The sequence below is a fragment of the Bradyrhizobium sp. LB14.3 genome (genome assembly GCF_040547985.1).
Taxonomy (GTDB): domain Bacteria; phylum Pseudomonadota; class Alphaproteobacteria; order Rhizobiales; family Xanthobacteraceae; genus Bradyrhizobium.
This window is the reverse complement of record NZ_JBEPQT010000004.1, coordinates 429,964-451,695: the sequence shown is the minus strand read 5'-3', so window position 1 is coordinate 451,695 and position 21,732 is coordinate 429,964. Positions and strand designations below refer to the sequence as shown.

The window sequence follows — 21,732 nt, the reverse complement described above, 5'->3', positions numbered from 1 at the left end:
CGGGTTTAATGGGCAAGATCACGGGTTTTCTCGAAATCGAACGGCATGACCGCAAGTACACCCCGGTCGCCGAGCGCGTGAAGCATTTTGGCGAGTTCGTCGTCCCCCTCTCCGAGAAGGAAACGCGCGACCAGGCCGCGCGCTGCATGAACTGCGGCATTCCCTATTGCCACGGCACCGGCTCGGTCGCGCCCGGCACGCCCGGCTGCCCGGTCAACAACCAGATCCCGGACTGGAACGACCTCGTCTATCAGGGCAACTGGGAAGAAGCCTCGCGCAATTTGCACTCGACCAACAATTTCCCGGAGTTCACGGGGCGCATCTGCCCCGCGCCATGCGAGGCGTCCTGCACGCTCAACATCGACGACAACCCCGTCACCATCAAGACCATCGAATGCGCGATCGTCGACCGCGCCTGGGACAATGGCTGGCTGAAGCCGGAGATCGCGGCGGTCAAGACCGGCAAGAAGGTCGCGGTGATCGGTTCCGGCCCGGCCGGCATGGCCTGCGCGCAGCAGCTCGCGCGCGCCGGTCACGACGTGCATTTGTTCGAGAAGTTCGCCAAGGCCGGCGGCCTGCTGCGTTACGGCATCCCCGACTTCAAGATGGAAAAGAACGTCATCGACCGCCGCGTCGCGCAGATGGAAGGGGAAGGCGTCACCTTCCACTACAGCAGCCATGTCGGCGTCGACGGCAATGTCGATCCGCGCGAGATGCTCAACGAGTACGACGCGGTGGCGCTGACCGGCGGCGCGGAAGCTCCGCGCGACCTGCCGATCCCCGGCCGCGAGTTTTCGGGTGTCCACTACGCGATGGATTTCCTGCCGCAACAAAATCGCCGCGTCTCCAGCGAGCCGCTGAATGGCGTCCAGGAGATTTTGGCGGGCGGCAAGCATGTCGTCGTCATCGGCGGCGGCGACACCGGATCTGACTGCATCGGCACCTCGCTGCGCCAGGGCGCGCTCTCTGTGACCCAGCTCGAGATCATGCCCGCTCCGCCCGAGCACGAGAACAAGGGCCTGACCTGGCCGAACTGGCCGCTGAAGATGCGGACGTCCTCGAGCCAGGCCGAAGGCGCGGCCCGCGAATTCGCCGTGCTGACGCAGAAGTTTTCCGGCGAGAACGGCCAAGTCAAGAAGCTGCACTGCGTGCGCGTCGACGACAAGTTCAAGCCGATCGCCGGCACCGAATTTGAGCTCGACGCCGACCTCGTCCTGCTCGCGATGGGCTTCGTCCATCCCGTGCACGAGGGCCTGCTCAAGCAGCTCGCAGTCGAGCTCGACCCGCGCGGCAACGTCAAGGCCAACACGCTCGACTACCAGACCTCGCGCCCGAACGTGTTCACCGCCGGCGACATGCGGCGTGGGCAATCGCTGGTGGTGTGGGCGATCCGCGAGGGCCGGCTGTGCGCAAGGTCGATCGATGCGTTCCTGATGGGAAAGACGGATTTGCCGCGGTAGTCGTTCACTCCACTGCCAGATTTACGAAAGGTGTCATCGCCCGCCTTGTGCGCAATTGCGCACTGGAGCGGGCGATCCAGTATTCCAGAGAAGTTAGCTGTCTACCGACAAACCGCGGCGTACTGGATGCCCCCGCCTGCGCGGGGCATGACAGCGAGTTTAATTCTGCAGCCTCACCCCCACCATCATCACCGTGCCCTGCGAGCTAGATCCCGCCTGGTTCGAGTCCAGGATGTCGTGGCGCAGCGTGCCCTTGATCCAGATGTTGCGGTTGAGCTTGTAGATCAGATTGCCTTCGAGCGAGTAGGTCTTGTCGTTGCGATTTTGGCCCTGATAGTCGTAGGTGCCATAGGTGAACTTGCCCACTGCCGTAAGCCAGCGGCGGAAATCGTGATCGACTTCGGCGGCGTAGGTGTGCACCAGCACGCCGGATGAGCCGGGCACGGTGGTCTCCGCGATCTGCGTGTCGGTGGCGAATTTCACCGTGGTCAGGCCGCTCGCGTTCCAGATCAGCGAGCCCGAGGTGAGGAAGCCCGCGAGCTGGCTCAGCCGCGGATCGACATAGTTGCGCGCGGAATAGCCGACCGAGACCTCGCCCGTGAGGATGCGCGAGAACTCGAAGGACGAGCCGACCTTGGCGTACCCGCCGTTCGAATCGCGGAAGTAGCCGTTGCGGTCCGCGGGCTGGTCGTGGACGCGGGTGTCGCCCTGGATTTCGACGAACGGCTTCAGGCCCGGCTTCAGCTCGTAGGAAAAGCGCCCCACGCCGCCATACTGGTTGAAGTCACGATCATCGTTGCTGAAGGTCGAGCCATCGGTCAGCTTGGAGTTGGTGTAGGCGGTGCGATCGACGGTGGCGCCGGCAGCGACCTGGAAGCGATTAAAGGTCTGGTCGAAGCCGACGGTCGTGCCGTAGGTGGCGTAAACAGGATATTTTTGCAGGCCGGCCTGCACGTTGGGGCTGCCGGGATTGTCGGTGGCGAGCCGCAGGCGGAGCTGGGTGGTCAGCTTGAGATCGCGATTGACGTCGATGCGGCCGTCGACATGGCCGGTAAAGTCGGGGCGGTCAACCTCGACCGGCGAGGGCGAGGCAAAGCCGTCGATCGTCGCCGGCATGTTGTTGGTGTAGCCTGAGAACGAGCCGCGCAAATCGGCGACCAGCGCGTGGCGCTCCCAGTCGGACACCACGAGAAGGTCGGGCGCGACGACATAAGCCGGCGAGCCGACCGGCTTGTTCAAACGCGCCGGATTGGTGTCGTAGCCGGCGGAGAGCTCGAGCCCACCCTTGATCAGGAAGCTGCCGGCATAGTCGCCGACCGCGCCGAACGAATCCTCGTCGAGCTTGAGGCGGCGGCGCAGCGGCTGGCCGGGCACGTTGCCGGCCAGCGCCGGTGGCACCGGCGTCTTGTGCGCGGTCTCGGAGGGTGGCGGCGCGATGCGCGGCGGCCCGAGCGTTCGATCCGGCGTTGCCGGCGGCACCGGCGAACCGGGACCGACCGGGCGTTTCGGCTTTGGCTGTCCGGGATAGAGCTTTGGCTGCAGCCGCTTGCGGTTGAGCGAATCGTATCCGGAGGCGCTGGCGCCATTGGCAGCGGGCAGGCCGTAGGTCGGGACCTTATTGGTCGGGTTCTGGCTGGTCGGGTTTTGGCCTGCGCGCGCCGGCGCCTGCTGGCGCTTGCGCAAATCGGCGTTGGGATCTGGGAGCGCCGGCAGCGCATCCAAGGGTGCCTGCGGCACGCCCGCGGTACGGCGCGTCGGCAGCGTGTCTGGTGAGGCGAAGCCACCGCGGTTGGGGCTGAACAGGTCGGGGGTGAGGCTCTGGGCGCCTGCCGGTGCGCTTCCAAGGGCGGTCAGCGCGAGACACGGCAAAGCGGCGCGCAGGAAATGCGCGCGTTTGCTCCGGCTCGTGCCTGGAGACGACCACACGATGGAAGAACCCCAACGAAATCAAATACTTTCGCGATAGCCTCCGCCGACTGGCGGGAACCATCGTTAATGGACTTAAAACAATTATGGTTAACGACCGGTTGAGGGCTGGGGCGCCCTCGTCGCCTCGAAGGCTGTGGCGTGCTAAGCAGGCGCCAACGGGCGAACGCCCCTCCTCCCTGGACCAGAACATGCCGAGTTCGAAACCGCTGATGACCCAATCATCCGGCCCCATTCCCGACAGCGTCGAATCCGCGCTCCGCACGCTGGAAACCGAGGGCGGCGGTATCAACGCACTCGCCGCCGCCCTGCGCGGCCCGCTTGGCGCGAGCTTCGCCAAGGCGGTCGATCTGATCCGCAACGCGAAGGGCCGCGTCATCGTCACCGGCCTCGGCAAATCGGGCCATATGGGCCGCAAGATCGCGGCGACGCTGGCTTCGACCGGCACGCCCGCCTTCTTCGTGCACACCGCCGAAGCCGCCCACGGCGACCTCGGCATGATCACCACCGATGACGTCATCATGGCGCTGTCCTGGTCCGGCGAGCAGCCGGAGATGAAGACACTCGTCAACTATTCCGCGCGGTTCGCGATCCCGATGATCGCGGTGACGTCGAACGCGGCGTCCTCGCTTGGACAAGCAGCCGACATCGTGCTTGAGCTGCCGAAGGCGCGCGAGGCTTGCCCGCACAATCTGGCGCCGACCACCTCGACCATGATGCAGGTCGCGATCGGCGACGCCATCGCGATCGCGCTGCTCGAAGGCCGCGGCTTCACCGCGCTGGAATTCGCGCATTTCCACCCCGGCGGCAAGTTAGGGGCGATGCTGAAATTCGTCCGCGACTACATGCGCACCGGCGCGGAGATTCCGGTCAAGCCGCTCGGCACCAAGATGTCGGACGCAGTAATGGAGATGTCGGCCAAGGGCCTCGGCTGCGTCTGCATCGTCGATGATGTCGGCGGGGTTGCCGGCATCATCACCGACGGCGATCTGCGCCGCCACATGCGGCCCGACCTGCTGACGGCGTCGGTCGACGACGTCATGACCAGGCAGCCGAAAACCGTGCCGCCCTCGATGCTCGCCACCGAGATGATCGAGGTGCTCAACACCCGCAAGATCACGACGCTGGTCGTGACCGAGGCGGACAAGGTGGTGGGCATCGTGCATCTGCACGATCTGTTGCGCGCGGGCGTGGCGTAAGGTTTCTCCGTCATTGCGAGCGCAGCGAAGCAATCCAGAATCCCTCCGCGGAGGCAGTCTGGATTGCTTCGTCGCAAGAGCTCCTCGCAATGACGGCGGTTAGAGCTATGCCAGAAATCTTGCCGCCGGCTCCTCCAGCGGCAGCTTTAGTCCGTTCGCCAGATACGACACCGTGCGATAGAAGCCGCACAGCAGCATGATCTCCAGGATCTGCGCCTCGTCGTAATGCGCCGAGAGCGCGGCGAACTCGGCATCGTCAAACGTCGCGCGGTGATGCAGCGCATCGACGGCGGCGATCATCGCCTGTTCGGCCGGCGACCAGCACGACGACGTCGCATCGCCCTGCACGGTCGCACGGACTTCCGCCTCGGTGAGGCGCGCGGGCCCGGCGAAGATCGCGACATGCACGCCCCATTCATATTCGCATTTGTTCAGCGCGCAGGTGCGGTCGATGACGACCTCGCGCTGGCGCAACGACAGCGGGCCAGGATCGAGCAGGCCGCCGGCGCGGAACTTGTCCCAGGCGCGGGCGTGGCCCGCCATCACCCGGAACAGCAGCAACGGCGGCGCACCGCGCATGATGCGATCGAACTGCGCCTGGATCTCCGGGGGATAAGGCGGGGTGAGCGGCGCAATGCGCGGCGGGGCCTGGGACATTGGCTGTCTCCTTTGCTACATTTATTGTAGCATCACGCTACATTATTTGTAGCAATACGCAAGAGGGCGACGATGGCGAAACAGTCCGCTTCCAGATCGCGTAGCGTCCGTGGTTCGCGCACGGGCCGACCGGTCATGGCGCTGCTCGACCTCCTGGGGCGACGCTGGAGCCTGCGTATCCTGTGGGAATTACGCGAAGCCCCCCTCACCTCGCGCGGCTTGCGCACTGCCTGCGACGAGGCCTCGCCGACCGTGCTTCAAGCGCGGCTGAGCGAGCTGCGAGAGGCGGGGTTCGTGGAGCTGGGCGAAGGTGGAGGTTATGGGCTGACGGCGCTGGGACAGGAGCTGTGCGAGACGTTCATACCGCTGCACAGGTTTGCGGAGCGGTGGCGCAGCAAGAGTCGCGCCTAAGTCTGGCGACGCCGTCCTGACAAACTCGTCATTGCGAGCGGAGCGAAGCAATCCAGAATCTTTCCGCGGAGACAGGCTGGATTGCTTCGCTTCGCTCGCAATGACGGGGAGGCAACAGCTACGTCGCCGCCACCGTCAGATTCGCACCGTCCACCTGCACCACTTTCACCCGCGTCCCCGCCGGCGTATCCGGGCCGGCGACGCGCCACACCGTGTCGCCGATACGCATGGTGCCGTTGCCGTCGATGATCGGCTTCTCCAGCGTGAACTCGCGGCCCAGGAGCGCGTCCGCGCGCTTGTTGAGGAAGGGGCTGGCACTCGCATCCGCCCTCGGCCGCGCGAGCCGGCGCCACACCGGCACGGCGGCGGCGGCGAACACAGCGAACATCACGAGCTGGATCTGCCAGGACACGACAATCGCGAACGAGATCAGGCCGACCAAAATCGCGGCGAGCCCGAGCCAGAACAGGAAGATCCCCGGCGCCAGCACCTCCAGCACCATCAGGATGAAGCCGAAGATCAGCCAGTTCCAGGTGCCGAGCGATACGAATATGTCGGTCATGACACGACCTCTTTAATTCAGACGCTTACCCTTATCGGAAAACCGGTGTCCGCGTTTCCGGGGGATGCGCTGTGACTATCCCTGCCGCGGCGGCACCGCCGGCGGCGTGAGGCTGGACGACGGCACCGAACCGCCGCGGCGAGCGGCAGCGGCCGCGGACGCCGCGCTTTCGCCGAACGTCGCCTTCGCAATCTCGCCGATGCCGGCGAGCGAACCCAGCATGCTCATCGCTTCGACCGGAAGCATGATGATCTTCTGGTTCGGCGAGTCGGCCAGCTGCCCGAACGCCTTGATATACTTGTCCGCGATAAAATAGTTCAACGCGGAGATATCACCCTTGGCAATGGCTTCCGATACCACAAGCGTCGCCTTGGCCTCGGCCTCCGCGGAACGTTCGCGGGCCTCGGCGTCGCGGAACGCAGCTTCCTTGCGGCCTTCGGCCTGGAGAATCTGGCCCTGCTTGGCGCCCTCTGCACGCAAGATCTCAGACTGGCGCTGGCCTTCGGCCGCGAGAATATCGGCGCGCTTGACGCGCTCGGCCTTCATCTGCCGGCCCATCGCCTCGACGAGATCCGCGGGCGGCACGATGTCCTTGATCTCGATGCGGTTGACCTTGAGACCCCACGGCGAGACCGCGGCGTCGACGACGCGCAGCAGGCGCTCGTTGATCTCGTCGCGATGCGACAGCACCTGGTCGAGATCCATGGAGCCCATCACCGAACGGATATTGGTCATGGTCAGCACGATGATCGCCTGCTCCAGATTGGAGACTTCGTAGCTCGCCTTCGCGGCATCGAATACCTGGAAGAAGGCGACGCCGTCGACCGTGACCGTGGCGTTGTCCTTGGTGAGCCAGCTCGAACTTGGTCGGATTCTGGACCGGGAGGTCGGCCGCTTGCGCACCCTTCAGGATGCGGTCGATGTAGGAGGCGGCGCGGCGGAGCTGCTCGGCGCTGTCGGTGCTGTAGGACATCAGCCCGCCCTCGTCGACGAAGGTGCGGCTCCAGAACACTGCCGGCACGCCCGCTTCACCGATCGCCGCCAGGAGGAGCGCGCGGTTGGCCATGGTGAAGAAGTCCGGCAGCACCAGCAGTCCGCCGTCCTTTCGCGAGGCCAGCGCGGCGATCGAGGCGGTGTCGTGCACGGGCGCAGGCTCCACCGTCACATGGAGCGCGCGGCCCGCGTCCTCGATGGTGCGCAGCATCAGCGGCGCGAACGGCGCGGTGGCGGGATTGTAGACGACGAAGACACGGGACAGTTTTGGCGTGACCTGCGTCAGCATCTCCAGCCATTTGCCGGCCAGCGGGCCGTCGTAATCGGTGAACCCAGTGACGTTGCCGCCGGGATGGGCGAGATTCTGGACGAAGCCCTGGCTGACGGGATCGGTGACGACGGCGAACACGATCGGGATCGTCGTGGTGCGCCGGCGCAGCTCCTCCACCGAGGGCGTGCCGACCGCAAGCAGGATGTCGGGCTTGAGCGCCACGAGTTCGTCGGCAAGTTGCGCCATGCGCGCGCGGTCGCCGCCGCCATTACGCCAATCGATCTTGAGGCTGGCGTGCTCCTTCCAGCCATGGCCGGCGAGCGCCTCGACCAAGATGGCGCTTCGCGTCTGCCCGATCCCGTCGTCGGCCGCAGTGACCGAGAGCACGCCGAGCCGCCGCGTCGCATTCGGCTGCTGCGCCAGCGCTGAAGCCGGCAGCGCTGCGGTCATCCCGAGAAGCGCCAGAATCTCGCGGCGGTTCATGGGGCGCACCTCAGATCCAGCCCTGCAGCTCGCGCAGCACCAGCGTCTGGATCACATCCATGCCGGGATCGCTGTCGTTGAGGCAGGGGATCGCGGAAAACTGCTCGCCGCCATTGTGCTTGAAGATCTCGGCATTCTCCTGCGCGATCTCCTCCAGCGTCTCCAGACAGTCGGCGGAAAAGCCGGGCGTCACCACCGCGATCCGGCGCACGCCCTCTTTCGCCAGACGCTCCATGGTCTTGTCGGTGTAGGGCTGGAGCCACTCGTCGAATCCGAAGCGCGACTGGAAGGTCAGCAGCAGTTTCGTCTCGTCCATGCCGAGCCGGCGTCGCAGCGCCTCCGTCGTGGCCACGCATTGGCCCTGATAAGGATCGCCCTTGTCCACGTAGGCCTTCGGCATGCCGTGGAATGAGGCGACGATCAGCTCCGGCTTGAACGGCAGGCTCGCCAGATGCGTCTCGATCGAGGTGGCGAGCGCCTCGATATAGGCTTCGTCCTCATAGTAAGGCGGTGTCACCCGCAGCGTCGGCTGCGCGCGCAGCCGCGCAAGCACGCGAAACACCTCGTCGCAGACGGTGGCCGATGTCGCGGCGGAATATTGCGGATAGAGGGGCACGGTGAGGATACGTTCACAGCCCTTCGCGATCAGCGCGTCGATGCCCGACTTGATCGAGGGATTGCCGTAGCGCATTGCCCAATCCACCACGACGTGATCGCGATCCGCCAATGCGGCCGCGAGCTTGTCGCTCTGCGAGCGCGTAATGGTCTTTAGCGGCGACTCGTTCTTCTCGGTGTTCCAGATCTTGAGATAGTCGCGCGCCTTGGCGCGGGGTCGGGTGCGCAGGATGATGCCGTTCAGCACGAACTGCCAAATCAAGCCCTGATCCTCGATGACGCGGGCGTCCGAAAGGAACTCTTTGAGATAGACCCTCACACCCGGCGCATCGGCCGTATCAGGCGTGCCGAGATTGACCAGCAGCACGCCGACGCGCGGCAGACCGGACCGGACGGCCTGCTTCGCGGCTGCGATGGGGGCAATTGTCGTCATGTATCGTTGGGTCGCGCGTTGCTCCGAACTTGTCAAGATGAGGCCTGTTTCGCTAGGGTCGCACTCAAGCGGGGGGAGGAAAGATGACGCTCGCGGAATGGTGCGTCCTTGGAGCATTGCTGCTCTATCTGTTAACGATCGGCTCGATCAAATGGATCAGATTTCGCAGCTTCGACAATTCGCGGCCGCGCGATCCCGCCTTCTATCAGGACGCCATCGCGCAGCGCGCGCTCGGCGCGCACCAGAACGGCATCGAGACTTTTCCGTTCTTCGCCTTCGCGGTGCTGCTCGCCGAATACAGGGATTCGCCGCAGCGCCTGATCGACGAGCTCGCGGCGCTGTTCCTGATCGTACGGATCGCCTATGTGCTGACCTATCTCGGCAACCGCCCGACGCTGCGCTCCATCCTTTGGAGCATCGGCTTTGCGATCAATCTCGGGATCTTCTTCATGCCGGTGTTGAAGCGGTTTCTGCCGGTGTGACGCGCCGTGTCCCGGACGCGGTGCAGCGCGCTTGCGCTGCTCCGCAGAGCCGGGACCCAGAAGGCCGCCCGCTACCCTACGGAGACATGGGCCCCGACTCTGCAGCGCACCGTCGAAGGGACGCTGCGCTGCGTCCGGGGCACGAGAGTCTTGCTCAAAAACACGTCGTCCGCTCAGCCGCGATGTAACCCAACAACAGGCCGGCGCCGAACAGCAGCACGAGGCCGGCGGCGGCGAATTCGATGCCGCGCATGAACAGCGCACCACCGCCGTCGCGCCCGGCGCTGAGGCGGGCGGCGATGTCCTTGGCGGAGACGGCGACCACCGCGATGGCGGCGACCGTGATCGCGGTGCCGAGCCCCATCAGCAAGGTCGCGGCGATACCGGCCCAGAACAGGCCCTGAGCCAGCGCGAACACCAGCACCAGGATCGCGCCCGAACAGGGGCGGATGCCGACGGTCAGGATCGCGCCGAAGCCGCGTCCCCAGCCACCGGGGCCGGCGAGCTCGCTCGGCGCGGGACCGTGGGAATGGCCGCAATGCTCGTCATGGACGTGGTCATGCTCGTGGTGATGATGGGCGTGCGCGTGGTCGTGACTGTGATCATGGGGTCGATGATCATGCGCGTCGTGATGATGGTGGTCGTGATCATGGTGGTCATGCGGCACGCCCGCGATCGCCGGCACTGGCTGAACTGCCTGGATGGCACGGATGAGAGTGCGGCCCTTGACCCAGACCAGGCGCAGGCCGAACAGCGCGATCAGGGCATAGCTTGCGATCTCGATCGCGCCTTCCGCATTGCACATGGTCTTGGCGGTCGCATTCAACACCCAGGCCGAGACGCCGACGATCAGGATCGCCACCAGCGACTGCATCAGCGCCGAGGCAAACGACAGCACGATGCCGCGCCGGGCGGTCTCACGATTGGCGACGAGATAGGAGGCGATCACCGCCTTGCCGTGGCCGGGGCCGGCCGCGTGGAAGATGCCATAGGCGAACGAGATGAAGAGCAGCGTCCACACCGCCGAGCCGTCGGACTTAGCTGCGCGGATGGTCGCCGACATCTGGCGATAGAATTCCGACTGTTTCGCCAGGAGCCAGCCGATCAGGCCGCTGGCCTCGGGGGCTGCTGGCTGGGTGGTGCGCGGCGCGCCGAACGGGTTTTGCGCGAGGAGATCGTGGAGCGCGGCATCGACCACGCTCACGAGCAGCACAATGGCGGCGCAGGCGAACAGCCCGCGGGCGAGCGGGGAGAGTTGCGGCTTCAAGGGCAATCCACCGTGATCTTGTTGGCGAACATCATGCCGAAATTCGAGTTCTCGCCGTTCATGAAGGTCTGCTCGTTGAGCTTCTGGGCGGTGGCGGAGCCGTCACTGGGCCGATCAAGCTTCATCTGGCAGCCGGCGGGAGCGCCGACCAGCTTGACCGGATTGTCCTTGGCCATCTGGAAGTCGATGAAGAAGGAGCGATCGAACACTTCGAGCACCAATTGCCTGGGCTTGACCGGATTCTTCAGCGGCAGCGTGAAGTGCAGGGTCAGGACCGTATCCTTGTAGTCGAGGAAGTAGTCGACCGGCTCCTGGAATCGCTCCTTCTTGCCGTCGGCTCGCGCAAAGGTGAAGTAGGCATATTCCTTCAGCGATTCGACATTGGTCTGCGCCAGCGGCCCGAGCTCCTCGCGCGTATAGGCGCCCTTGGTCTTGCTCTCGAGCCCTTGCACCGCATAGGCCGAGAACATGTCGTCAAACGTCCAGGAGTGGCGGACGCCGGTGATGGTGCCGTCCTCAGCGTAGAGCAGCTCGCTCGTCGCCGTAATCCAGACATGCGGATGCGCGCTCGCCGTTCCTGCCGCAAGCGACAGGGCGATGGCGAGCAGCAGTCCGAACAGGGCACGCATGCCCATCAGGCGACCTTTGCGTCGTCGAGCAGACCGCGGCGGCGCAGCAGCGCGTCCGGCTCCGGCGGGCGGCCGCGGAAGGCCTCATAGGCAACTTCAGGATCGACCGATCCACCCGAGGAGTAGATGTCGTCGTGCAGGCGCTTGGCGACCTCAGGATCGAAGATGTTGCCGGCCTCCTCGAACGCACCGAAGGCGTCGGCGTCCATCACCTCCGACCACATGTAGCTGTAATAGCCCGCGGCATAATGATCGCCGGTGAAGATGTGACCGAACTGGGTCGGCCGGTGGCGCAGCGAGATCTCCTCGGGCATGCCGATCTTCTCCAGCTCCTTCTTTTCGAAGGCGCGGACATCCTGCGCGGCGGAGGCCGGCTGGGTATGGAATTCGAGATCGACCAGCGCCGAGGAGACGAACTCGACCGTGGCAAAGCCCTGGTTGAATTTTCGCGCGGCAAGGAACCGTTGCAGCAGATCGTCCGGCAGCGGCTCGCCGGTTTGGTAGTGGCGGGCGAATTGCTGCAGCACCTCGGGCCGCTCCTGCCAGTGCTCGTAGAGCTGCGACGGCAGTTCGACGAAGTCGGTGAACACGGAGGTGCCCGACAGCGACGGATAGGTCACGTTGGAGAGCATGCCGTGCAGGGCGTGGCCGAACTCGTGGAACAGCGTGCGGGCATCGTCGGGCGACAGCAGCGAGGGTTCCCCGCCTGCGCCCTTGGAGAAGTTGCAGATGTTGAGGATCAGTGGCGCGACCTCGCCGTCGAGCTTCTGCTGATCGCGCAGCGAGGTCATCCAGGCGCCGGAGCGTTTCGACGTCCGGGCGAAATAGTCGCCATAGAATAGCGCCTTATGCTTGCCGTCCTTGCCCTTCACCTCCCAGACCCGGACATCCGGGTGCCAGACCGGAACGTCCTTGCGCTCGGCGAAGGTGATGCCGAACAGGCGCGTGGCGCAGTCGAAGGCGGCGGCGATCATGTGATCGAGCGCGAGATACGGCTTGATCGCAGCGTCGTCGAAATTGGCCCGCCGAAGGCGCAGCTTTTCGGCGTAGAAGCGCCAATCCCAGGAGGCGAGCTTGAAATTTCCGCCCTCTTCCGTGATCAGCGCCTGCATGTCGTCGCGGTCGGCGAGCGCGCGCGCCCGGGCCGGCTTCCAGACCCGCTCCAGAAGGCCCCGCACCGCTTCCGGCGTCTTGGCCATGGAATCCTCGAGCCGGTAGGCCGCGAAGGTCGGGTAACCCAGGAGATTGGCGCTTTCCTCGCGCAGCTTCAGGACCTCGACGATGGTCGCGTTGTTATCGTTGGAATTGCCGTTGTCGCCCCGCGCGGTGAAAGCCTTGTAGACCTTCTCGCGCAGGTCACGTCGGGCCGAGCTCTTCAGGAACTGTTCGACCGAGGAGCGCGACAGGGTGACGATGGCCTTGCCGGCCATGCCACGTTCGTCTGCCGCAGCCTCGGCGCTGGCGACAAAACTCTCCGGCAGGCCCTGGCGGTCGGCTTCGCCGAGCTCCATGAACCATTCCTGCTCGTCGCCGAGCAGATGATGACTGAAGCTGGTGCCGAGCTGAGCGAGCCTCTCGTTGATCTCCGCCATCCGCGTCTTGGCCTCTTCGGAGAGGCCAGCGCCCGAGCGGTGGAAGCGGGTGTAGGTGCGCTCGAGCAGGCGGAGCTGTTCCGGTGTCAGACCGAGATTGGCGCGGTTCTCGTGCAGATGGGCGATGCGGCCAAACAGCACGGCGTTCATCATGATCGGATTCCAGTGCCGCGCCATCCGCAAGGAAACCTCCTTGTCGATCTCCAGGATGGCCGGGTTGGAATGCGCCGAGACGAGGTCGTAGAAGACGGAAGCGACCTTGTTGAGCAGTTTGCCCGAGCGCTCCAGCGCCGTGACGGTGTTGGCGAAGTCGGCTGCGGCCGGATCATTGGTGATCGCCGCAATCTCCGCGGAGTGATCGGCGAAGGCCTGCTCGAAGGCCGGGAGGAAGTGCTCCGGCTTGACCTCGTCGAAGGGCGGGGTCGCAAACGGTGTCACCCAGGCCTTCAGCAGCGGGTTGGTCTCGGAGTCCGTAGTTTGGCGGGGTTCTGACATCACACGTCCCGATTTTCGAGCCTAAATTGTTGCGGCCAGCTATAGCACGCGATGGGGCTTTTTTGGGCCATTTGCCCTTGCTCCCGGCCGCCTTTTCGAGGAGATTGCGGCCCTCCAAGCCTAGGGACCCCTGAGCTCATGAACGCGCCTTCCTCGTCTTCCCGTCGGATCGTCTGGCCGAGCGTCATCACTGTCATCAGCGCCGCCATCCTGATCGGCGCCGAAGTGTTCGGCGCGGCGTTTGCCGGCGGATGGGCGCTCGCGATCCTGTTCGGGCTCGGCGACCAGGGCGCACACATCCTTCAGGCCGCGCTGTTCGCGCTCGGCGTGCTCGTGATGACCGCCTTCATCCGCGCGGCTCAGCGCGTCGAGCCCTTCACGAAGCGCGGCTGACGCTTCTCACGCGCGCGAGGGACACGCGCGCGCAGAAAACTTAACGCGCGTTCATCTTTCGCGTCGCTCGCGCAACACTGCGCAAGCAGATGTTAGGCAAATCTGTTCTCAGCCTAAAAAATCTCTTGCGAACCAGAGTCAAAACACCTATTTGCGGATTGCCCAATTTCGCACGTGCCTGTGGTCGTGTGTCAGTCGGTAGGTATCCGGACAAGAGGCCGGACAGCCGCCAAGGGGTGAAGAAGCCGAGGGGCTCTTCGGAAGTGCGGAGGTCGCGAGGCCTGAGCAAACCCGGAGCGTCCAGCATCTCTCTCAAAGAGATGCCTTGTCGAAGGTGACTTCACTTTTTGCAACCGTGACTGGCAGCCGGAGGCGAACCGGCGCACCCCGCTCTCAACGGGGGACGCGACTTAAAGCAACGACGGATCGGGCTTTTTTGGTCTCTACCGGCATTCCAACGCCGGCGCGGGCTACTGAAAAGGCTTGTCCTTCATTGCCAGGTGTGCGGGCGGGAACATTTCCCAACCAATCCACGGCAGCACAGTCTGATGTGAGTCTTTGGCTCGTCGTGCCTCCATCGCGCGATCTGGCCGGAGCGCTCTTATCCGACGTCATTTTTTGAACGGATCCCGTCGCTGGGCCGTTTGGGAGAGTGCTATGACCGATCGTATCCAGGAATTCCTGCGCAACCGCCGCAAGGATGGCCTCGACACCGAGCCGTGCCTCGTCGTCGACCTCGAAGTCGTGCGCGACAATTACCAGACCTTTGCCAAGGCGCTGCCCGACAGCCGCGTGTTCTATGCCGTCAAGGCCAACCCGGCGCCGGAAGTGCTGGCTTTGCTGGCGTCCATGGGCTCCTGCTTCGACACCGCGACGGTCGCCGAGATTGAGATGGCGCTGGCCGCCGGTGCGACGCCCGACCGCATCTCCTTTGGCAACACGATCAAGAAGGAGCGCGACATCGCGCGCGCCTTCGCGCTCGGCATTCGGCTGTTCGCGGTTGATTGCGTCGCCGAGGTCGAGAAGGTCGGCCGTGCCGCGCCCGGTGCGAAAGTGTTCTGCCGCATCCTCTATGACTGCGCCGGCGCCGAATGGCCGCTGTCGCGCAAGTTCGGCTGCGACCCGGAGATGGCCGTCGACGTGCTCGACGTCGCCAAGCGTCTGGGCCTGGAGCCGTGCGGCATCTCCTTCCATGTCGGCTCGCAGCAGCGCAAGGTGAAGGCGTGGGACCGTGCGCTGGCGATGGCCTCGCAGGTGTTTCGCGACTGCGCCGAGCGCGGCATCAGCCTGACCATGGTCAACATGGGCGGCGGTTTCCCGACCAAGTACCTGAAGGACGTGCCGCCGGTGGTCACCTACGGCCGCTCGATCTTCCGCGCGCTGCGCAAGCACTTCGGCAACCAGATTCCGGAGACCATCATCGAGCCGGGCCGCGGCATGGTGGGCAACGCCGGCATCATCGAATCCGAAGTCGTGCTCATCTCGAAGAAGAGCGACGAGGACGAGGTGCGCTGGGTCTATCTCGACATCGGCAAGTTCGGCGGTCTCGCCGAGACTATGGACGAGTCGATTCGCTACGCCATCCGCACCCCGCATGACGGTGCGGACATGACGCCGTGCGTGCTCGCTGGGCCAACCTGCGACAGCGCCGACGTGCTGTACGAGAAGAACCCGTATCCGCTTCCCGTCACGCTCGAGATCGGCGACAAGCTGCTGATCGAAGGCACCGGGGCCTATACGTCGACCTACTCGGCGGTGGCGTTCAACGGCATCCCGCCGCTGAAGACCTACCACATCTGATTTGCCACATCTGATCCGCCTCTGATCTGAGGCCTGACGAACCCGGGAGCCGGCTTGCCGGCTCCCTCCCTGACATTTCGATCTGACGACGTCTTGGACAGGCGTGCTTCTCGCACGTCGTTCAAGCGGGGACTGACGCGCCATGACTGCTCTTCGGAAGACACAGGTTGACCTCTCTTCGAAAGCCGCTCCGTTCGCGATCCGCAGCGAGCGTGCTGCCGACGTTGCGATGCGTGAAGCGCTGCTGGATGCCAGCTTTGGCGAGAACCGCCATGGCCGCACCTGCCAGCGCCTGCGCGACGGACGCGCACCAGCCGCGGGGCTTGCCCTGTCGGCAATGCGCGGAGGGACGCTCGTGGGAACCGTGCGGCTGTGGCACGTCAGCGCTGGAGGCAGGCCCGCTCTGGTCCTCGGACCGCTGGCGGTGGACCCTGCCTGCCGCGAGCTCGGGATCGGCGCCGCGCTGATGCATCAAGCGCTGGCCGCCGCCCGGGCGCGCGGGCATGCCGCTGTGATCCTGCTCGGCGATGCCCCTTATTACGCCCGCTTCGGCTTCTCACCCGCGAAAACTGGCGAGCTGTCGCTGCCCGGCCCGTTCGAGCGCGACCGCCTGCTGGCGATCGAATTCACGACGGGCGCGCTGGACGGCGCTGCCGGGATGATCGTCCCGACCGGCGCGGCCTTGCCCAAACGCCGGGCGGCTCGCGCTCTCCAGGCGCACGCGGCTTAAGGATTGCCGTCTTGGCGACGACCCAAGCCGCGGTCGTGCCCACGCCCGCGCTGACGCCTGTCCCTTTTGGGTTGCGCGGGCCCGAGAAACCCCCTTTAACCCGCGGAAACGCCCCTTTCAGTCGAGGCTGAACCGATGTCCCGTCGCCTGATTTCCACCGGCTCCCCGTTCGAGAAGACCGCCGGCTACAGCCGCGCCGTGATCGACGGCGAGTTCGCCTTCGTCGCGGGAACCACCGGGTATGACTACACCACGATGACAATGCCGCCCGATGTCACGAGCCAGTCACGCAACTGCTTCAAGACGATCGAAGCGGCCCTGAAGGAGGGCAGCTTCGAGATGGCCGACATCGTCCGCGCGATCTACTACATCACCGACATCAAGGACGCAGACGCACACTTCAACGTCTGCGGCGAAGTCCTCGGCGATATTCGCCCGGCCGCAACGCTTCTCGTCGTCTCGGCACTCTACAAGCCCGAGATGAAGGTCGAGATCGAAGTGACCGCGAAGCGCCGCGGCGCCTGATCCATCCCTCACCCTTTGTCTGCCAGTACTTTCCGGAGAAACCATCCCATGAGCCCCGCCTCGCAGATCTACGCGAAGATTACCGGTCCTGTCGTCATGGTCGGCTTCGGCTCCATCGGCAAAGGCACGTTGCCGATGATCGAGCGGCATCTCGATTACGACAAGTCGCGCATCACCGTGATCGATCCCAAGGACGAGGGCCGCAAGGCACATTGCGAGAAGCACAATGTAAAATTCATCCAGCAGGGCGTGACCAAGGACAATTATCGCGACCTGCTGACCCCGCTCCTCACTGAAGGTGGCGGCCAGGGCTTTTGCGTCAATCTCTCGGTCGATACCGGCTCCACCGACATCATGGAGCTCTGCAACGAACTTGGCGCTCTTTATATCGACACCGTCAACGAGCCCTGGCTCGGCTTCTATTTCGATTCGTCGAAGGGCCCGGAAGCGCGCTCCAACTACGCCCTTCGCGAAGCGACGCTGGCCGCCAAGAAGGCGCGCCGCGCGGGCTCGACGACGTCCGTCTCCTGCTGTGGCGCCAATCCCGGCATGGTCTCCTTTTTCGTCAAGCAGGCGCTGCTCAACGTCGCCGCTGATCTGAAGCTCAATGCTCCCAAGCCGAAGACCAAAGCCGAATGGGCGGATCTGATGCGGCAGGCTGGCATCAAGGGCATCCACATCGCCGAACGCGACACCCAGCGCTCCAAGACGCCGAAGGAGCCGGACGTCTTCGTCAACACCTGGTCGGTGGAAGGTTTCCTGTCGGAAGGCGTGCAGCCGTCCGAACTCGGCTGGGGCACCCATGAAAAATGGATGCCCGAGAACGCGCACACTCACGAAGCCGGCTGCGGCGCCGCCATCTATCTGATGCAGCCCGGCGCCAACACGCGCGTGCGCACCTGGTGCCCCACCCGCGGCGCGCAGTACGGCTTCCTCGTCACCCACAACGAGTCGATCTCGATCTCCGATTACTTCACGGTGCGTGACGGATCGGGCACGGCAATCTATCGGCCGACCTGCCACTACGCCTATCATCCGGCTGACGACGCCGTGCTGTCGCTGCATGAAATGTTCGGCCGCGCAGCGAAGATGCAGGAAAAGCACCACATCCTCGATGAGAACGAAATCGTCGACGGCATCGACGAACTCGGCGTGCTGCTGTTCGGCCATGACAACAATGCCTACTGGTACGGCTCGCAGCTCTCCATCGAAGAGACCCGCAAGCTTGCGCCCTATCAGAACGCCACTGGCCTGCAAGTGACCTCCGCCGTGCTCGGCGGCATGGTGTGGGCGCTTGAAAACCCGAACGAAGGCATCGTCGAAGCCGACGAGATGGATTTCGATCGTCTGCTGGAGATCCAGATTCCGTATCTCGGCCCGGTAAAGGGTTTCTACACCGACTGGACGCCGCTGACGGATCGTCCGGGACTATTTCCGGAGGACATCGATACGAGCGATCCGTGGCAGTTCCGGAATGTTCTGGTGCGGTGACAACCCAGCCGTCATGGCCGGGCTTGTCCGGACAAGCCCGGCCATGACGCTGCAACTACGAGTTCGCTATTTCTCTTTGATCGGCGGCGCGATCTTCTCGGCAGGTGCCGGCGGCAACGCTGGTTTAGCCGCGCCCGCCGCGCCTTGCGTCTGCGGATCGGGGCGCGCGGGCTCCGGGGCCGGCGTGGTCGGCCGATTACCGCCGGGCCTGGCTTCCGCAGGCTTGTTCTGATCGTCCGACGGCGCGCCCTGGAGTGGCTGCGTCGCCTGCGCCGTCTGCATCTGCATGCGGATCTCGGCGCGGATTTGCGCCAGCGACATGCCTGACACCACGACGCCTGCTGCGAACAGCGAGCACGCGATGAGCAGGTCGAACTTCAGTCTGCGCTTGTCACTATTGCCGGTCATATCGATCACCGCAGTTGTCCGCGGTATCAACGAACTTGCCCCACCCCGGTTCCGTTGCCGGAAAGGCGGGAACCTGCCGCCCCTGAGCCAAAACGCCGCGCTTACTCCGTGGTGCTGACTTCCCACGTGGCATGCCGCACGCCGGGCAAGTGCTGGAGATCGGTCGCCGCCGTGTTCAGTTCGTTAGGATCGACCGCTGTCGCGACCAGCTTTGCGACGATCTCCAGAATGTCGTCGCCGATCTCGACCACGTGGACGTCGGCTACCGGATATTTTGCGGCCTCGAGTTTCTCGACCAGGCGGTCGCGCATGTCGGGCAAGACGTCGGCCGCGACCGCGAGCTTGAAGTAGGAGGTCGCCTCGGAGGCCTTCTCGTTCAGCGGGATGCGGTTGATGGCGTTGACCAGCGGGCGCAGCATGGTGTTGCCGGCGATCACGAACACCGTCAGCGCCGCGGCCTGCGCAACCATGTCGGCGCCAGCGCAGGAGCCGACCGCGGCCGAAGCCCACAGCGTCGCCGCGGTATTGAGCCCGCGCACATCCATCCCCTGCTTCATGATGACGCCGGCGCCGAGGAAGCCGATGCCGGAGACGACGTAGGAGATCACCCGCACCGCACCGTCAGCGCCGGTCAGGTGCATCGCGAGATCGACGAAGGCGGCGGCGCCGACCGCGACCAGCACATTGGTGCGCAGGCCCGCGGTGCGCTGGCGATACTGCCGCTCGGCACCGATCAATGTGCCCAGCACGAAAGCCGTGAACAGGCTGACCAGCGTGTCGGCAAAGTCTGCAATCTGGAAGGTCGTTAGAAACCGCATGGCCCCATCTACGGTCAGAACGATAACAGCTTAAAGCTCCAGAAGCCCGCCGTCCCCATTTTCATCCGCGAACGCCAGCTGAGTCCCCTTGGCGTTCCAGGCGAGCGCAGCCATGGGCGGGGTGCCATTGCGGCGAACCAGGATTTCCGCGCCGTCCTCCAGCCGCACCATCAGCACGGTGCCGTCGCTGTAGCCGGCGGCGAAGATGTCGTTCTTGGGGTGACAGGCAACCACCGACACGCGCGCCTGCAACGGCGCGAGCATCGCGGGCTCCTTGCCCATCGGCCCGTCCTTGCTGGCGAACGGCCACAGGATCACGGTGTCCGCACCCGAGGTCGCCAGCGCCTTGCCGCCCGCGCTCCACGACATCGAGCGGACGCGTCCGGGATAGCCGGTCATGCGCATGTGCCTGTTGTCGGCAAGCCGCCAGCCATGCAGCGCCGATTCGTGCATCGTGGTGACCAGAAATTTGTTGTCCGGGCTGAAGGTGACGCCGAGATGCGAACCGGCCCAGGGCAGGAATTCGGCCGACGCCGCCATGTTGGGAAACCACAGCGTCGCGCCGTTGTAATGGGCGATCGCGAGCCGCAGGCCTTTCGGCGCGAACGCAAGCCCGCCGACGGTCGAGGGCACCTCGATCGACTTCTCTTCTTGCTTGCCGCTCTTGACGAAAGCCGTCTTGCCGGCCGACCAGGCGTAGGCGCCGTCCGGATGCAGCGCCACCGCATCGATCCAGCGCCGCTTCGGGTCGGTCGCAAGCAGGGTCACCGCGCCCTTGGCGTCGAGCGACACAACCTTGCCGTCGTCGCCGCCCATCACGAGACGCTTGCCGTCGGAAGCGGTCGAGAGAATGCCGCCGCTGTGCACGGCGACCGTGCTGATCTCGCCCTGGCCATCCACGAACGCGACGTTCTCCTCGCCGCCGACGAAGGCGGCGCGGTCGCCAAGGAAATGGGCCGCGGTCACGCCCATGCCGAGCGCAACCGGCTTGACGCGGTCGGTGACGGAGACGATCGAGGCGGAATCGGGGGCCGGCGTGAACTCTTTCATCACGAGACGATGCAGCTCTCAAAACCCTGGCGAATGAGATCTTGGGGCAATTCGCGGCCGATGAAGACGAGGCGGCTCTCGCGCGGCTCGCCGTCCTTCCACTTCCGCTGGTGGTTGCCCTCCAGCATCATGTGGACGCCCTGAAAGACGTAGCGGTCGTCATCGTCATGGAAAGCGAGGATGCCCTTGGAGCGCAGGATCTTGCCACCCTCCACCTGCACCAGGTTCTGGAGCCAGGGCATGAACATGTTCGGGTCAAGCGGCTTGTCGGTCTTGAGCGAGAGCGACTGCATGTCCTCGTCGTGATAATGCTTCAGGCCGTGGCCGTGATCATGGTGGTGATGGTCATGCCCGTGATGATCATGGTCATGGTCATGGTCATCGGCCTTCAGGAAATCCGGCTCGATGTCGAGGATGCGGTCGAGGTCGAACGCACCGCGATCAAGCACGTCGGCCAAAGCTACCGAGCAGCGCTCGGTGCGATGGAGCTTCGCATAGGGGTTGATGCCGCGGATGCGGGCCTCGACCTCGGCAAGCTCGGGCTTGGTGACGAGATCGGTTTTGTTCAGCACGATGACGTCGGCGAAGGCGATCTGGTTCTTGGCCTCGGGCGCGTCCTTCAGACGGTCGGACAGCCATTTGGCGTCCGCAACCGTCACGACCGCATCGAGCCGCGCGTTCTTCTGCACGTCCTCGTCGACGAAGAAGGTCTGGGCGACCGGGGCCGGATCGGCAAGGCCGGTGGTCTCGACGATGATGGCGTCGAACTTGCCCTTGCGCTTCATCAACCCGTCCAGGATGCGCACGAGGTCGCCGCGCACGGTGCAGCAGATGCAGCCGTTGTTCATCTCGAACACTTCCTCATCGGCGCCGATGATTAGGTCGTTGTCGATACCGATCTCGCCGAATTCGTTGACGATGACCGCGTATTTCTTGCCGTGGTTTTCCGACAGGATGCGGTTCAAAAGCGTGGTTTTGCCGGCACCGAGATAGCCGGTCAGGACGGTCACGGGAATTTTCTGGGAGGTCGCTTCAGACATAA

General features: G+C 64.7%; 20 protein-coding genes and 2 pseudogenes. 9 read left to right on the top strand and 13 right to left on the bottom strand.

The window, feature by feature from the left end; genetic code table 11:
* Positions 1-8 precede the first annotated feature (8 nt).
* Positions 9-1,460 (top strand): glutamate synthase subunit beta, encoded by a 1,452-nt coding sequence (locus ABIB00_RS12375; RefSeq protein ID WP_354104509.1) that lies wholly within the window; start codon positions 9-11, stop codon positions 1,458-1,460.
* Between the two features lie 159 nt (positions 1,461-1,619).
* Here ABIB00_RS12375 and ABIB00_RS12370 read toward each other — a convergent pair whose 3' ends face one another.
* Complete coding sequence (locus ABIB00_RS12370) at positions 1,620-3,386, bottom strand: outer membrane beta-barrel protein (RefSeq protein ID WP_354104508.1); 1,767 nt, start codon at positions 3,384-3,386, stop codon at positions 1,620-1,622.
* 191 nt (positions 3,387-3,577) lie between these two features.
* On the opposite strand from ABIB00_RS12370, the gene ABIB00_RS12365 reads away from it, so the two are divergent.
* A complete protein-coding gene (locus ABIB00_RS12365) occupies positions 3,578-4,585 on the top strand; it encodes a KpsF/GutQ family sugar-phosphate isomerase (RefSeq protein WP_354104507.1) in 1,008 nt (335 codons plus the stop codon).
* Positions 4,586-4,690: 105 nt separating this feature from the next.
* On the opposite strand, the gene ABIB00_RS12360 is transcribed toward ABIB00_RS12365, so the two are convergent.
* On the bottom strand, positions 4,691-5,242 hold the full coding sequence (locus ABIB00_RS12360) for a carboxymuconolactone decarboxylase family protein (protein WP_354104506.1): 552 nt from the start codon (positions 5,240-5,242) through the stop codon (positions 4,691-4,693).
* 72 nt (positions 5,243-5,314) lie between these two features.
* On the opposite strand from ABIB00_RS12360, the gene ABIB00_RS12355 reads away from it, so the two are divergent.
* The gene (locus ABIB00_RS12355; RefSeq protein WP_354104505.1) at positions 5,315-5,653 is read left to right on the top strand and encodes a winged helix-turn-helix transcriptional regulator; all 339 of its coding nucleotides are present in this window, start codon (positions 5,315-5,317) and stop codon (positions 5,651-5,653) included.
* A 118-nt stretch (positions 5,654-5,771) separates the two neighbouring features.
* On the opposite strand, the gene ABIB00_RS12350 is transcribed toward ABIB00_RS12355, so the two are convergent.
* From ABIB00_RS12350 to hemH, 4 genes and pseudogenes are all read right to left on the bottom strand, one after another.
* Entirely contained in the window at positions 5,772-6,215 is a 444-nt protein-coding gene (locus ABIB00_RS12350) for an NfeD family protein (RefSeq protein ID WP_247445094.1), read from the bottom strand.
* Positions 6,216-6,290: 75 nt separating this feature from the next.
* Positions 6,291-7,067: pseudogene (locus ABIB00_RS12345) on the bottom strand (SPFH domain-containing protein); the annotation flags it as partial.
* 64 nt (positions 7,068-7,131) lie between these two features.
* Positions 7,132-7,929, bottom strand: a pseudogene (locus ABIB00_RS12340) (ABC transporter substrate-binding protein); the annotation flags it as partial.
* Positions 7,930-7,972: 43 nt separating this feature from the next.
* Positions 7,973-9,010 (bottom strand): ferrochelatase, encoded by a 1,038-nt coding sequence (gene hemH / locus ABIB00_RS12335; RefSeq protein WP_354104504.1) that lies wholly within the window; start codon positions 9,008-9,010, stop codon positions 7,973-7,975.
* An 83-nt stretch (positions 9,011-9,093) separates the two neighbouring features.
* Between hemH and ABIB00_RS12330 the strand changes: the two genes are divergently transcribed.
* Positions 9,094-9,492: an MAPEG family protein gene (locus ABIB00_RS12330; protein WP_354104503.1), complete on the top strand. Its 399-nt coding sequence runs from the start codon at positions 9,094-9,096 to the stop codon at positions 9,490-9,492.
* A gap of 154 nt (positions 9,493-9,646) precedes the next feature.
* Here the strand turns inward: ABIB00_RS12330 and ABIB00_RS12325 are convergent, their stop codons facing one another.
* Genes ABIB00_RS12325 through ABIB00_RS12315 form a run of 3 tightly spaced genes read right to left on the bottom strand, consistent with a single transcriptional unit; the run spans position 9,647 to position 13,475 of the window.
* Positions 9,647-10,759: a nickel/cobalt transporter gene (locus tag ABIB00_RS12325; RefSeq protein WP_354104502.1), complete on the bottom strand. Its 1,113-nt coding sequence runs from the start codon at positions 10,757-10,759 to the stop codon at positions 9,647-9,649.
* Positions 10,756-11,394 (bottom strand): DUF1007 family protein, encoded by a 639-nt coding sequence (locus ABIB00_RS12320; protein ID WP_247339633.1) that lies wholly within the window; start codon positions 11,392-11,394, stop codon positions 10,756-10,758. The genes ABIB00_RS12325 and ABIB00_RS12320 overlap by 4 nt, the downstream gene beginning before the upstream one ends.
* Entirely contained in the window at positions 11,394-13,475 is a 2,082-nt protein-coding gene (locus ABIB00_RS12315) for a M3 family metallopeptidase (protein ID WP_354104501.1), read from the bottom strand. The genes ABIB00_RS12320 and ABIB00_RS12315 overlap by 1 nt, the downstream gene beginning before the upstream one ends.
* A gap of 138 nt (positions 13,476-13,613) precedes the next feature.
* Here ABIB00_RS12315 and ABIB00_RS12310 point away from each other — a divergent pair, with 138 nt between their 5' ends.
* The 5 genes from ABIB00_RS12310 to ABIB00_RS12290 all read left to right on the top strand — a co-directional run bounded on the left by ABIB00_RS12310 (position 13,614) and on the right by ABIB00_RS12290 (position 18,414).
* Positions 13,614-13,868 (top strand): hypothetical protein, encoded by a 255-nt coding sequence (locus ABIB00_RS12310; RefSeq protein ID WP_354104500.1) that lies wholly within the window; start codon positions 13,614-13,616, stop codon positions 13,866-13,868.
* 657 nt (positions 13,869-14,525) lie between these two features.
* Positions 14,526-15,668, top strand: coding sequence for a type III PLP-dependent enzyme (locus ABIB00_RS12305; protein ID WP_354104499.1), 1,143 nt, complete (start codon positions 14,526-14,528; stop codon positions 15,666-15,668).
* 142 nt (positions 15,669-15,810) lie between these two features.
* Complete coding sequence (locus ABIB00_RS12300) at positions 15,811-16,398, top strand: GNAT family N-acetyltransferase (RefSeq protein WP_354104498.1); 588 nt, start codon at positions 15,811-15,813, stop codon at positions 16,396-16,398.
* 135 nt (positions 16,399-16,533) lie between these two features.
* On the top strand, positions 16,534-16,923 hold the full coding sequence (locus ABIB00_RS12295; RefSeq protein WP_354104497.1) for a RidA family protein: 390 nt from the start codon (positions 16,534-16,536) through the stop codon (positions 16,921-16,923).
* Between the two features lie 48 nt (positions 16,924-16,971).
* Entirely contained in the window at positions 16,972-18,414 is a 1,443-nt protein-coding gene (locus ABIB00_RS12290) for a homospermidine synthase (protein ID WP_354104496.1), read from the top strand.
* A 66-nt stretch (positions 18,415-18,480) separates the two neighbouring features.
* Here the strand turns inward: ABIB00_RS12290 and ABIB00_RS12285 are convergent, their stop codons facing one another.
* From ABIB00_RS12285 to ABIB00_RS12270, 4 genes are all read right to left on the bottom strand, one after another.
* On the bottom strand, positions 18,481-18,822 hold the full coding sequence (locus tag ABIB00_RS12285; RefSeq protein ID WP_354104495.1) for a hypothetical protein: 342 nt from the start codon (positions 18,820-18,822) through the stop codon (positions 18,481-18,483).
* Positions 18,823-18,923: 101 nt separating this feature from the next.
* Positions 18,924-19,640: an MgtC/SapB family protein gene (locus ABIB00_RS12280; RefSeq protein WP_354104494.1), complete on the bottom strand. Its 717-nt coding sequence runs from the start codon at positions 19,638-19,640 to the stop codon at positions 18,924-18,926.
* A 30-nt stretch (positions 19,641-19,670) separates the two neighbouring features.
* Complete coding sequence (locus tag ABIB00_RS12275) at positions 19,671-20,690, bottom strand: WD40 repeat domain-containing protein (protein ID WP_354050715.1); 1,020 nt, start codon at positions 20,688-20,690, stop codon at positions 19,671-19,673.
* A complete protein-coding gene (locus ABIB00_RS12270; protein WP_354104493.1) occupies positions 20,690-21,730 on the bottom strand; it encodes a CobW family GTP-binding protein in 1,041 nt (346 codons plus the stop codon). The genes ABIB00_RS12275 and ABIB00_RS12270 overlap by 1 nt, the downstream gene beginning before the upstream one ends.
* Positions 21,731-21,732 lie beyond the last annotated feature (2 nt).

Excerpts from the sequence above, each read along its gene's own strand:
- ABIB00_RS12320 (WP_247339633.1), bottom strand. The coding sequence starts at position 11,394 with ATGGGCATGCGTGCCCTGTTCGGACTGCTGCTCGCCATCGCCCTGTCG.
- ABIB00_RS12375 (WP_354104509.1), top strand. The coding sequence starts at position 9 with ATGGGCAAGATCACGGGTTTTCTCGAAATCGAACGGCATGACCGCAAG.
- ABIB00_RS12330 (WP_354104503.1), top strand. The coding sequence starts at position 9,094 with ATGACGCTCGCGGAATGGTGCGTCCTTGGAGCATTGCTGCTCTATCTG.
- ABIB00_RS12360 (WP_354104506.1), bottom strand. The coding sequence starts at position 5,242 with ATGTCCCAGGCCCCGCCGCGCATTGCGCCGCTCACCCCGCCTTATCCC.
- ABIB00_RS12355 (WP_354104505.1), top strand. The coding sequence starts at position 5,315 with ATGGCGAAACAGTCCGCTTCCAGATCGCGTAGCGTCCGTGGTTCGCGC.
- ABIB00_RS12305 (WP_354104499.1), top strand. The coding sequence starts at position 14,526 with ATGACCGATCGTATCCAGGAATTCCTGCGCAACCGCCGCAAGGATGGC.
- ABIB00_RS12315 (WP_354104501.1), bottom strand. The coding sequence starts at position 13,475 with ATGTCAGAACCCCGCCAAACTACGGACTCCGAGACCAACCCGCTGCTG.
- ABIB00_RS12285 (WP_354104495.1), bottom strand. The coding sequence starts at position 18,822 with ATGACCGGCAATAGTGACAAGCGCAGACTGAAGTTCGACCTGCTCATC.
- ABIB00_RS12310 (WP_354104500.1), top strand. The coding sequence starts at position 13,614 with ATGAACGCGCCTTCCTCGTCTTCCCGTCGGATCGTCTGGCCGAGCGTC.
- ABIB00_RS12270 (WP_354104493.1), bottom strand. The coding sequence starts at position 21,730 with ATGTCTGAAGCGACCTCCCAGAAAATTCCCGTGACCGTCCTGACCGGC.
- ABIB00_RS12290 (WP_354104496.1), top strand. The coding sequence starts at position 16,972 with ATGAGCCCCGCCTCGCAGATCTACGCGAAGATTACCGGTCCTGTCGTC.
- ABIB00_RS12295 (WP_354104497.1), top strand. The coding sequence starts at position 16,534 with ATGTCCCGTCGCCTGATTTCCACCGGCTCCCCGTTCGAGAAGACCGCC.
- ABIB00_RS12300 (WP_354104498.1), top strand. The coding sequence starts at position 15,811 with ATGACTGCTCTTCGGAAGACACAGGTTGACCTCTCTTCGAAAGCCGCT.
- ABIB00_RS12280 (WP_354104494.1), bottom strand. The coding sequence starts at position 19,640 with ATGCGGTTTCTAACGACCTTCCAGATTGCAGACTTTGCCGACACGCTG.
- ABIB00_RS12365 (WP_354104507.1), top strand. The coding sequence starts at position 3,578 with ATGCCGAGTTCGAAACCGCTGATGACCCAATCATCCGGCCCCATTCCC.
- ABIB00_RS12350 (WP_247445094.1), bottom strand. The coding sequence starts at position 6,215 with ATGACCGACATATTCGTATCGCTCGGCACCTGGAACTGGCTGATCTTC.
- ABIB00_RS12275 (WP_354050715.1), bottom strand. The coding sequence starts at position 20,690 with ATGAAAGAGTTCACGCCGGCCCCCGATTCCGCCTCGATCGTCTCCGTC.
- hemH (WP_354104504.1), bottom strand. The coding sequence starts at position 9,010 with ATGACGACAATTGCCCCCATCGCAGCCGCGAAGCAGGCCGTCCGGTCC.